Source organism: Lentisphaerota bacterium, assembly GCA_016873675.1.
GTDB lineage: Bacteria > Verrucomicrobiota > Kiritimatiellia > RFP12 > JAAYNR01 > VGWG01.
The window spans coordinates 1-11837 of record VGWG01000081.1 but is presented as its reverse complement, the minus strand read 5'-3'; the positions used below and the strand labels follow the sequence as shown (position 1 = coordinate 11837).

The window sequence follows — 11837 nt, the reverse complement described above, 5'->3', positions numbered from 1 at the left end:
GAGACGGCGCGCTTCGGCGTCGCCTACACGGCGGGGACTGGCGATCGGCTGGCGGGCTGGGAGGTCACCCGCACGAACACCTGGACCTTCCAGGTCTCGGGCTTCAGCAGCGAGGATCCCGCCACAAACGACGCTACGGGCTGCGTCACGCAGACGGTCTATCGCGGCCCCTCCTGCCGCGAAGAACGGACGCTCACCTGGGATGCGCAGTACCGCCTCACCGCCGCCGCCACCAACGGCGCGCCCGCCGAGTCGTACGGCTATGACCCGCTCGGTCGGCGCATGTGGACCGAGGCCGGCGGCGTAACCAACCTCCACCTTTACGACGGGGCGCACCTCCTCGCCGACCTCGACGCCACCGGCGGCGTGGTCCGCAGCTACGTCTACGGCCCGGAGATCGACGAACTGGTCGCCATGACCATCCACACCGGCGATGTCCCCCGCACCTTCTACGCCCTCCGCGACCATCAGAACACCGTCTGGGCGTGGGTCGACGAATCGGGCAACGTCGCCGAGTCCTACGACTACGACGCCTGGGGCCGCGTGCTCGGCATCTACGACGGCGAAGGCGCGTCCATGGCCCAATCCGCCATCGGCAACCGCTTTCTATTCCAGGGGCGCGAATACTCCTTTGCCACCGGCCTCTACCACTTCCGCGCCCGCTGGTACGACCCCGTGACCGGCCGCTGGCTCTCCAACGACCCCATCGGGATCGAAGGCGGGCTGAACCAGTATGTGTTCTGCGGTAACGACCCGGTGAACTATTCGGATCCGGATGGCCAGAACCCCATTGTTGTAGCTGCCGTGCTGCTGCTTCTTGCCGGTGCCGAGGATGCCGTCGCCCCGGAGAACGAGGAGCAGGCGTGTAACCCGGCCTATGCCGGCGGCCAGGGAATGGCAACCATGTTCATGAGCGGCGCTATCATGTTTGGGACAGGGGTTGCTATAAATGGGGTGACGAAGGTGGTCGGGAATATGGCCGCAAAGAGACCAGTCTGGAAACCGGGCACCCACAAGTCGTTACAGAAACTGGAAAACCAGATGCAGCAACGTGGTTGGACATCCCAACAGATCGACGAAGCGATGTCAGGCGGAAAACAGTTCACTGCGCCTAACAAGGTCAATTCCGGTAACACAGCCACACGTTACGTGCATCCTGAGACAGGCCGATCTGTTGTGGTAGATGATGTAACAAGCGAGGTACTGCACTGTTACCGGCCTAATTGACATCGTAGATTTCCCCGAACTGGCGTCGTAGCGCTTCGGTTGATTTGGCCGGATTGCCATCGGGTTTTGGGCCTATCAAGGCTCAGGTCTTCTCTCCAGTCCCCGCCGCCCGTGATCGCGCAACCCGTTGATGACAAAGTGATTGAATGAAGACGAAGAGAGGGTAAGAAAACCAGCAGTTGCACTATCCTTGCTTCCGTCCGCCGTACTGGCATCAAACCGCATGTTCTTTCGCGCTAGAATCGAGTCCGCCTTTCCCTTTCCCCATTACAGCCCCGCCCTTTCCTCCCATTTTTCAGTTTTCAGCATTTCAGCATTTCAGCTTCGTTTCAACAAGTGTTTGTAACGCGCTTCCGCGCTGTATGCCCGCTCCGCGCGGGGGTCGGCGAGGCCCGCGCCGCCGGCGCCGTAGGCGCCTCTTCGCGTTCCGGTCCCGGCGCGGGCGCCCTTGACGGAAACGATGCAACACGTTGTGACGGCGATCAGGTTTGACCTGGCGGCGGAGCGAGTCGCGCAGACGCCCGTCCCCGGAATCACGAGTATCCGCAGGATGAATCCCGCTTAGTGTGAATGGCCACCCGGACCGTGACTATGTCCGTGGCCGCTTGGCGCTTTCGACGGTTGCACCGTTTCTGGCTCCCACTTTTTCGTTTCAACCGGCTTGGGCGCTTCAACCGGCTTGGGCGCTTCGGGCGCTCGCGGTTCAGCTTTCTCGGCTTTACCGCATCCCGCGCCAAGCCATGTGGCAATGGCCAGTGCGGACATGATACGTACTGCGGTGCGTGTTGATCTTCCGTCATGTGTTATCTGCATGGTTTCTCCTTTTCCTGTTTCCTGCATGGTTCTCATTCTCGTTTTGTCTGCATGGCGCTCATTCTCGTGTCGTTTGCATCGATTCTCCTTCTCTTGTTATAGGCTTCGCGGCAGCTTGCGCGGCCATTTCCTCTCGATCCAGCAGTATGCCGTTGGAACGGCGAACAGCGTGACAACCGTGGACGTGGCCAGCCCGAAGACCACCACGATCGCCAGCGGGCGTTGCACCTCCGATCCCGTGCCCGTTGCCATGATCACCGGCAGCAGGCCGAGCACGGTGGTCAGCGAGGTCATCAGGATGGGCCTGAATTTGGCTCGGCAGGCGGTGACAATCGCTTCCTGCAAAGCCATCCCTTCCTGTCGCAGCCGTTCCAATCCCGAGATCAGGACTACACCGTCGGTCAAAGCGACGCCGAAAAGCGCAATGAAGCCGATAGACGTTGGAATGCTGACGCTTTGTCCGAATGCCGCCAGCGCCAGAACGCTACCGACCATGGCCAAGGGTATGTTCAGCACGATCAGCAAGACCATTCTCAACGATCCGAACAGGCCGTAGAGCATCACGATCACCAGCACCAGGGTGATCGGCATCACGATCGCCAGCCGGCGATTGGCCGCCTGCTGCAGCTCGAACTGCCCGCCCCATGATACCCGGTATCCCGGTGGCAATGTGACCGCACGCTCAACCGCAGCCTGTGCATCACGCACAAACGTGCCCACATCGCGCCCGCGCACATTGCATTCCACGGAGATGTAGCGTTGCGTGTTCTCCCTGCTGATCTGCCGCAAGCCCGTCACGGTCTTGATTGCCGCCAGGCTGCTCAGGGGAACATGCGACCCCGAGGGCGTAAGAATCAGCAGGCTTCCGAGCGCTTCGCGATCTTCCGTGTAGCGGCGGCTCAATCGCACCAGAATGCGCGAGGCGATCTCGCCCTCGATGATGTCCCCGACCACATCGCCGGTCAGCGTTTGCCGGACAACCGTCTGTACCGCATCCTTGCTCAGACCGTAGCGTGCCAATTGCGCAGGGTTCAGGATAACCTGCACCTGCGTCTGTCCATCGGTCTGTTCCACCCGCAGATCCGCTACGCCAGGCACCGCCTCCACCGCCTTTTCTACCTCGACTGCGAGACGCTTCAGCCGCTCCATGTCGTCGCCGAACATCTTCATCACCACCTGCGCACCCGAACCGGCGATGAGCCCGTCCACCTCGTGGGCAATGGGTTGCGAGAAGCCAATGGCCAACCCCGGCAGCCCCTGCAGCCGTTGATCCAGCAGCGCCACCACTTCCTGCTGGCTTCTCTGCTTCCGCCAGAGGCGTCGCGGCTTCAGTGTGATGGTAATGCACCCGTAATTGGTGTGGTGCATGTGCGGGCCGACTTCCCCATACCCGATATCGGCGACAATCTGGTCTATCTCGGGAATGTCGGCGGCCATGCGTGAGACGGTTGAACAGACCGACTTGATCTCTTCCAGCGAGACGTTGGGATTCATGTGGACGTAGCAGTTGATGGTGCCTTCCTGCAACGTGGGCACGAATTCCCGGCCCAGGCGCAGGAACCCGATTGTGCCGCACGCCATGAGAAGGAGACCGGCGACAAGCAGCGCCGCCGGTCGCCCTACGGCCCCGCGCAGCGATTGCTCATAGCGCCCCAGCACCCGGCTCAGTATCCGTCCGGGGCCATGGCCCGCGCGTTTATGATCCATGCGGTGCAGAATCCGGAAGAAAAGCGGCGCAACCAGGAGCGCGTAGAGCAGCGATCCGGCCATCGTGGCAACGACCGCGAACGCCAGGGGGCGGAACATCTTGCCCTCGATCTCGCCCAGCGTGAATATCGGCAGGAACACCACCGAGATCACGGCCACGGCAAAGACGATCGGGCGCCCCACTTCCTGCGCGGCGTGCAGAATGGCGGCGTTTGTCTCCCGCTCCCCGGCGGGCGCTCCGGCCGCCGTCTGGAGTTTCTCCACCATGATGATCGAGGCGTCGATCAGCATGCCGAGCGCGATCGCCATCCCGCCGAGGGAGATAAGGTCGCCCGACATGCCCACACGTTCCATGCAAACGATGCCGAAAAGGAGCGCGAACGGCATCGAGCAGACCATGATCAGTGCGTTGCGCAGGTTCCCGAGGAATAGAAACGCGACGACCGACACGAAGACAAGCCCCAGCAGCAGGGAATTGCGTACCGTCTTGATGCTGCCGGCCACAAGGTCAGCCTGGTCGTAGTAGGAAACGATCTTCACGCCATCGGGAAGCGTGCGCTCGATCTCCGCCAGGCGGGCACGGAGACGGCGGATCACCTCGAAGGAATTTGCGCGATGGAGTTTGTAGACGCCGCCGCCGACCACCTCCTCGCGTCCGTTCAGGATGGCCACGCCCCGGCGGAACGCGCGGCCCAGTGTGACCGCGCCAACGTCCTTCACCAGCACCGGCTTGCCATCCACGCTCTTGACGGTGGTGTTGGCGATGTCCTCGGTCGTGCCGAGGCGCCCCAAGGTACGCACGATCAACTCTTCGCTGCCACGCGTAATGATACCCGCGCCGACATTGGCGTTGTTCTGAGCAATGGCATCGCTGACATCCGAGATGCTCAACCCGTACGCGAGCAGTTTCTCGGGAGAAAGCTCGACCTCGTACTGTCGGACATAACCGCCTTGACTCAGCACCTTGGCTACGCCTGGCACGGTCTCCACGCCGCGCTTAACGATCGCCTCATGCAGCGTCCGCAGTTCCGTGATGTCTTGGCCCTTGGCCTCAAGATAGTAGGCGAGAATCTTTCCCGTGCCGCTGGCCACCGCGCCCATCTCCAGCCCGTGGGGCATTTCGACGCCCTTCGGAATGCCCTCCTCGGCGACCTTGAGACGTTCCGAGACCAACTGCCGGGCGCGGTAGATGTCGACGTCGTCATCGAAGTAGACGTTGACCGTCGAGAGCCCCAGCGAGGAGACCGAGCGAAGTCGCTCGACGCCGGGAACGCTGCGCATGGCGGTCTCGACGGGACGGGTGACGAGCTGTTCAACCTCTTCCGGCGCCATGCCCTCAACTTCGGCGAACACCTGGACCAGATTCGGGCTGATATCCGGGAAGGCGTCGATGGAAAGCCTGGAGAAGGAGAACACTCCCATGGCAACGAGTGCCACCGTGGTTATAAAGGCGAGCAGTTTGTGCCGCAGCCCAAGGTGAATAATGTTGGCAATCATAATAATGCGTCCTTATGTCAATGCGAGTGGCCGTGGCCTGCGCCCATGTCGCCTGCGGCCGACTTGATCAGCTCCGCCTTCAGGTGGAAGGCATTGACGGCGGCAACTCGCTCGCCGGCCTGCAGCCCCCGCAGGATCTCGACTTGTATGCCGTCGGTCGTGCCGGTCTGCACCTCCCGCAATTCAAACGCGCCATCGCCCCAGACAAATATGCAGGCATGATCGTAGACAAGCTGCACGGCATCCGTGGGCACAAGCACCGCCTGCCGATCGGAGGGTATCTGTATCGCAGCCTCGATGAACGTGCCGGGGCGCAACAGCCCGCCGTCATTGCTCAATACGGCGCGAACCGTCACTGTACGCGTCTGTGGATCAACGACCGGAGATACATGCTGCACGGTCGTTTCGCGCGTCGTTCCGTCGGAAAGGCGGATCGTCATGGGGTAACCCACGCGCACGTCCGACATGCTGTCCTGGTTTAGCGCGAGGTCCACCCAGACGCGGGCAAGATCGGCAACGGTAAAAACTTCCGCGGTTGTTTCGAGCGACTCGCCCAACGCGATACGCCGCTCCACCACGGTCCCTTCAAGCGGCGCCTGCAGCGCATACCACGCGAAGCGTTCGTTTGCACCCAGCGCCTTCTTCACCGAATGCGCCCCGCCCTCCGCGCCGGTGGAATCCTCACTCAGGCACGCCGGCAAGTACCCGACCTCGGGTACAAGAGCACGCAAACCCGCAACAACCTCATCGTCGGCTCCGCTCTGTCGCAGGCGCGTCTCGGCGGCGGTGGCGTCAAAATCGTCGGTTTGATGCTCCTTCAGGGCCTCCGTATAGGCCATCAACACCTCGAAACGGGCGGTATTCAACATGGCGTGAAACGTCGCCCGCGCCTGCATGAGGGCGGTTTCGGCCAAGAGTAGATCCTGTTCGCTGTTGACGGCGCTGGCGCGCAACCCGGTCTCCCGTGCGTGGATCTTCCCGGCGGCACGATACGCCGCATAAGCGGTCAGCAACTGTCCGCGATAGGCACCCATCTCCAAACCGTCCAGTTTGCCGAGTGCCTCATCTCCAGCCCCGTCCTTCAGGAGCGCGATGAGCCGCGACGTGTTCTCGAAAATCGCCTTTGCCTGCGGCACCCGCAGTTCGCAGCGCCGGGCCTCGAACACTTTGGCGTAGTAATCCAGCTTTGCCGCGGCCAGTTCGGCACTTTCGATCCATGCAAGAATCTCGCCAGCCTGAACTCGGTCCCCGATCGTCTTCGTCACCTGGCGCACAATGCCTGGCGCCAGTGGGACCACGCGCGCCACGCGGTCCGCATCCGTCTTGATCTCGCCGGGCGCCTGCAGACTCCTGACCACCGTGCCTGTTATGGCAGGTGCGATCATGATCCCGAAACGCGTCACCTGTTCCTTGGTAACCGGAATCCTAGCCGCCCCATTCGTGTTGTTTGCAGTCACCGTCTCGGGCTGGACGCCGCCAGCCGTGCTGCCGATCTCATTCTTGCCGCATCCACTTGTGATCGCCAGAAGGGCGCAGAGTCCTGCGCCAATCGTTCTGCTAAAAGTGCACATATTCATTTCACTTCCTGTTCGTTGGTTTGTTCAGTTGCAGTGAGTGGGGTGCCGGTCAACCGTTCCATATCCGCCGCCGCCTTATGATAGGCGGTGAGGGCCTCCAGATGGCCGGCTTTGGCGTCGTTGAGGGTTCGTTGCGCATCGAGTACCTCAAGCAAGCCGAATTTCCCCTGACGGTAGCCGGTTTGCGCGGCATCGAACGCTTTCTGCGCGGCAGGAATCAAACCGTCCCGTATGGCCACGGCTTCCGAGCGGGCGGTGTCGAAACGGCCGTGAATCTCGGCGAGGCTGGTTGCGGCCAGCAGACGGGCGGCGCGCTCCTTCTGCTCCGCGGCCGCGACGCAGTGTTGCGCGGCGGCGATCCCACCCGCGTTACGGTCGAACAGCGGCAGCGGTAGTGCGACACCGGCGACGGCCGCATGCGTGCCGTCCTCATCGAATCGTCTGACGCCGACATTCACCGTGATATCCGGGACACGCTGAGCCTTCGCGAGCCTGAGCGATTCCGCGGCGGCCAGACGCGCATCGGTCCAACGGGCCACTTCCGGCGACCGCTCCACGGCGGCGGCAAGAGAATCGAGGGATGCCGCGTCCCCGACATCGTCCAGCGATCCGACGGCGTTGGTGAAGCGCGGCGTTGCACTGCCCCAGTTGGCGACAAGCAGTCTGCGGGCGACATCCAATTCCCGCTTGGTCCGGTCGCGCGCTATGCCGGCGGAGGACACCTCCACGGCGGCTTTGATCGCCTCGAGTTCGGGAACCTTGCCTGCCTTCACGCGCTCGGCAGCCGCCTTGCGCACGTCTTCGGCCAGCGCCAGCGCCTCCGCGGCCAAGGCGACTCGGCACTGGGCCGCGAGCACATCCACAAACGCCTGCTTGGTACGGGTCAGGATGTCCAGGCGAGAGGCTTCGTAATCCCATCCGGTAAGCCGGGCTTCCGCACGGGCCACCGATTGGCGTTTGGATCGCTTCCCGCCGAGTTCGATCCGCTGGCTGATGCCGGCGGTCGTGGTGGCGCCATCGTACCCCTCGCGGCTGTCCGTCCCCCCGAAGTCCTCGGCCTCGATTTCGATCTCGGGGTTAGGCCGCACGCCGGCCTGACGGGCGGCGCTTTCGGCAGCCAGCACATCATGGGCGGCGGCGGTCAGGCCCGGATTGAGCCGGCCAACAAAATCGATCGCCTCCTGAAGCGCCAGGGGGCCTGCTGCTTCTTGTTCATTCTGAGCGTCCGCACGAACAGTTATGGTATTGGCTGCGAGAGCCAGCGCTAACGTCGTGCGGAAGAATCCAAATCTTCCTGCCATGAGTTCTCCTGATCGTGATACGTTGCCTGTGATAGGTCTGTCTGCATGGTCTGCGGAAACACGTCAGCAAAAGCCGACGGAATAAATCCGGGACACAATGCATACGGAGAGGCGATCAGGAGACGATAGGAGGTCGATAGATCTCGACTATGCTCAATCTTTCGTGGAAGACATCTTCAACCACCGTGACGTGCGCGACGGTTGGGAAACCCACATATACAGCGGGATAATCACACATAGCTTCCACGTTCGAGCAGCAATGTGTTGCGATCTCCGAAGCGGAATCATGCTCATGCGCATGATCGTGACTGGCAAAAGACAGAGCCGACGCTATAAGAAACAGCGCGGTCACTGCTACTGCAACAGCCTTTACGGACGAAAACACGTGAAGATGGTACCACACGAAAGCATGCTTGTCAACATCGTCTTCCGTAGGCTTTCCCCAGAATTTGTCGGTTATTCCTGTATGTTCCGACGCCGCCACAAAGGCGTTTCTACTTAGAGGCTCTTGCAAAACCCTTGTGGTGCAGGCGTCTCGCCTGCCAGAATTACGAAAAAGCCTTGGAATTGCAGGCGAGACGCCTGCACCACTGTCAGCCTGTTCAGGGTTTTGCAAGAGCCTCCTTAGTGTAGCGGCGGGCGGGTCGAAGGACTGTATTCCTCGCACGACCGCCCTATCTTCCTACCTCCGCACTCCCCACCCCCATCAGCCCGCGCCACTCGATCACCCGGTCGCCCGCCTCGACAGCGGCCCGCGTCTCCCTGGGCAGCAGCGGCATGACGATGTTCGTGAAGAACCACAGCGGTTTCTCGCGCAGCGCTTTCTCCAGCGCCCGCTCCATGATCTTCACGTTCGCCTCCTTCGCCGTGATCCGGTCCAGCGCCCCCAGTGCCTTCATCCGCCCGCTCTGAATCCCCTTCGGCCGCCCCGCCGGATTTCCCGACTGCCCCAGTTCAAATTTTCCGTCCGCCATATCAACCACCCCCTCTGCAACACGCTTCGTTTCAACAAGTGTTTGTAACGCGCTTCCGCGCTGTATGCCCGCTCCGCGCGGGGGTCGGCGAGGCCCGCGCCGCCGGCGCTGATGGCACCTTTCGCGTTCCGGTCCCGGCGCAGGCGCGGCCAGCCCGCGACTACGCGGGCACGGGCGCAAGGCGCCCTTGGACGCGCCACGCGCCGTGCCCGTCCGCTCGCGGACGCGGCCCCCGCCTCTGACGCTCCCGCGCTGTATTTTTTCGGCGCATATTCTGCCGCGCCGGAGATCCATGTAACGCCGCTTCGCGGCTGTACTCCGCCAGCCGCCGCGCCGGTGCCGCATACCTCCCGCGCTACGCTTGGGGGGCCGCTCCGCGGCTCTCTTCGTCACCTCCTGCCGCCGCCACCCGCCGCATTCCCGGCACAGGCGCGCCTCAGCATCTCCGTTTGCCCTGCCAGTCCGGTCGCCGCCCGACGGCGGGGCACCCCTGCGGGGCTTTGCGCCAGCGTCGCATAATGGTGGGCTTATGGGTGCCTTGCGCGACTACACGCAAGGGCCCCGAATACGGCACCATAACGTCAGGGCTGATGCGATGAGGAAGCCGCGCCCGGCGCGGGTTCCGAAGTCGCATCCGAGACGTGGTTCGATGTGGTCTCTTCTGATCTAACGTTGAGAAACCGGTGCAGTTCCAGAATGGAGTGTTCTGGGAGGGCCGAGTTGACGAACTTCATGAACTGCTCTGCGGAGACGGGGAAATCAGCCTGGATTAGTTCGTTTCCCCGACGTTCGTAGACTCGGATATCCGTCTGGGGTCAGCATCGGCACTTGATCCTCGGCCGAGACGAGGCTCGTCCAAAAGCATGCCGTAAGAGCGGCAGCCAAGAGCGTTGATCCCTGTACTATGCGTGCTCTCATCCTTATCCCTCCTTTCGGCGAACGTCAAAAGTCAGGTTCCGAGCGGAACGCGAGGGAACCTGCACTATCCCGATCGCAATTCAGTCATTTTCCCAGTCCACGCATTGCCAGTCCAAGGAACACCCTGAATCCGAACGACGACAGGATGTAGGCGGTCAGGAACGTCACCGCCAAGACCAAGTGTTTTCGGTTGCGTGTGCAGAGCCACACGCACCACGGAATGGGGCAAAGCGTACCCTGAAGCCCCATACAAAGTCAATCTCCCGCTGCCCGCCTCCTCCGCCCGGGGCGCATGGCAGTTCTGATGAGGGTTACTTAATCATAATCATAATCATAATCGTAATCGTAATCTTGCTTTGCTCCTGCATGTGATCATAAAATGTCACCCCCGCCAGCCAGTAGCCAGTGCAACACTGGCTACTGGCTGGCGGGGAATTCGTTCCTTCGTGTGAAAACGGGTTCATTTTGACACAGGACGGCGGAGTTTACAAGCGCAGGGCGGGCGGCGGGGGCTGCGGAGGGGCCGCGAGGGCACGGGAGGGCCGCCTCCCCCAGCCCCCCGTCCGGCGGTATTCCGCCGGACGGGGGGCTGGGGGAGAAAAACAAACATCACCCTTTCCTGGCCGACGCCGCTCACGCGGCTGCGGCAAGGAAGGCGGCCATCACCTCCCTCGCCGTCTGCCAGGCAAGGCACTTGCGCGGGCGGTCGTTCAGAAAGATGTCGATCCTGTGCAGATCCGCCGCGCCCATCGCCGCGAAAGACTCGCTCTTCGGGAACAAGCGCCGGATCAGCCCGTTGGTGTTCTCGTTCGTCCCGCGCTCCCAAGAGTGGTACGGGCGGGCGAAAAACACGTCCGCCTTCAGGGCCGAGGCGATCTCAGCGTGCCGGGCGAACTCCTTGCCGTTGTCGAACGTGATCCCCGTGCAGGCCACGTTGATCATGCCGAGCAGGCGGATGACCTCGGCGGCCACCTCGTCCGCCTCCTTGGTCCGCGACCAGCCCACAAGCGTGAAGCGCGTGACCCGCTCCACCAGCGTCACCAGGTAGCCCGTCGCGTTCGCCCCGACAACCAGGTCGCCCTCCCAGTGCCCGACCGTGATCCGCTGTTCGACTTCGGGCGGGCGTGTCTCGATCCCCCGCCTCCCCGGGATTATACCGCGCCCGCGTCCCTCCTGCCGCGGGCAGCGCCGCTTGCGCTTGCGCTTCGCCCGCGGGAGGCACTTCCACAGGTCGCCGCCAACCTTCGCATCCTCGTACACGTGCTTGTAGATTGTCTCCTTGCACACGTGCGCCCGCCCTTCGAGTTCGGCCCGTCCGCAGATGATCTCCGGCGTCCAGCCCTTCCTGAGCTTCTCCTCCGCGTCCAGCCTCACCTCCTCGGTGAACCGTCTCGGCCCAGGACGCGCCGCACGTTCCTCGGCTTTCCGTTGCGCCTGCTGGTGCCGGTAGCCTCTCTGCCCTCTGTTGCGCCTCACCTCGCGGCTGACGGTGCCCTTGTTCCGGCCGATGGCCCGGGCGATCGCGTTGTTTCCCTTTCCCTCTTGCCTCAGCACGTAAATCTGGCTACGCTCTATCTCGGTCACGCGGTCGTAAGTCACTTTGTCTCCTTCCATGTTTGATCACATGAAGGAAGTGTACTTCACCGCGTGGCCTTTTTCAAAACCCTAAGTGTTGCACTGGCCGGTCGCGCGCGCGGCGTACAAGGAATGGCACGGACACCATCTTGACGAGAGTCTGCTGAAACTGTTGCAGATGCACTGATTGCCCCCGCAGGCGGGCGTAGTCTATTACATTGGCGGAAGAGGGGCGCGGGGGCAATGCA

General features: G+C 62.4%; 7 protein-coding genes. 1 reads left to right on the top strand and 6 read right to left on the bottom strand.

Annotation, left to right across the window (positions count from 1 at the left end):
- On the top strand, window positions 1-1227 hold a 1227-nt coding region (locus FJ222_09665; protein MBM4164689.1), incomplete at its 5' end, for a hypothetical protein.
- A gap of 909 nt (window positions 1228-2136) precedes the next feature.
- On the opposite strand, the gene FJ222_09660 is transcribed toward FJ222_09665, so the two are convergent.
- From FJ222_09660 to FJ222_09635, 6 genes are all read right to left on the bottom strand, one after another.
- Window positions 2137-5244, bottom strand: a complete 3108-nt coding sequence (locus FJ222_09660; protein MBM4164688.1) for an efflux RND transporter permease subunit — start codon at window positions 5242-5244, stop codon at window positions 2137-2139.
- A gap of 17 nt (window positions 5245-5261) precedes the next feature.
- Window positions 5262-6821, bottom strand: coding sequence for an efflux RND transporter periplasmic adaptor subunit (locus FJ222_09655; protein MBM4164687.1), 1560 nt, complete (start codon window positions 6819-6821; stop codon window positions 5262-5264).
- Window positions 6818-8122 (bottom strand): TolC family protein, encoded by a 1305-nt coding sequence (locus FJ222_09650; protein ID MBM4164686.1) that lies wholly within the window; start codon window positions 8120-8122, stop codon window positions 6818-6820. Before FJ222_09650 ends, FJ222_09655 begins: the two co-directional genes overlap by 4 nt.
- Before the next feature lie 115 nt (window positions 8123-8237).
- Window positions 8238-8738, bottom strand: a complete 501-nt coding sequence (locus tag FJ222_09645) for a hypothetical protein (protein ID MBM4164685.1) — start codon at window positions 8736-8738, stop codon at window positions 8238-8240.
- Window positions 8739-8796: 58 nt separating this feature from the next.
- Window positions 8797-9096 (bottom strand): hypothetical protein, encoded by a 300-nt coding sequence (locus FJ222_09640; GenBank protein MBM4164684.1) that lies wholly within the window; start codon window positions 9094-9096, stop codon window positions 8797-8799.
- A gap of 1551 nt (window positions 9097-10647) precedes the next feature.
- Window positions 10648-11628, bottom strand: coding sequence for an IS30 family transposase (locus FJ222_09635; protein ID MBM4164683.1), 981 nt, complete (start codon window positions 11626-11628; stop codon window positions 10648-10650).
- Window positions 11629-11837 lie beyond the last annotated feature (209 nt).

Bases quoted from the DNA above. Each gene is read 5' to 3' on its own strand.
- FJ222_09635 (MBM4164683.1), bottom strand. From the start codon at position 11,628: ATGGAAGGAGACAAAGTGACTTACGACCGCGTGACCGAGATAGAGCGT.
- FJ222_09660 (MBM4164688.1), bottom strand. From the start codon at position 5,244: ATGATTGCCAACATTATTCACCTTGGGCTGCGGCACAAACTGCTCGCC.
- FJ222_09650 (MBM4164686.1), bottom strand. From the start codon at position 8,122: ATGGCAGGAAGATTTGGATTCTTCCGCACGACGTTAGCGCTGGCTCTC.
- FJ222_09655 (MBM4164687.1), bottom strand. From the start codon at position 6,821: ATGAATATGTGCACTTTTAGCAGAACGATTGGCGCAGGACTCTGCGCC.
- FJ222_09640 (MBM4164684.1), bottom strand. From the start codon at position 9,096: ATGGCGGACGGAAAATTTGAACTGGGGCAGTCGGGAAATCCGGCGGGG.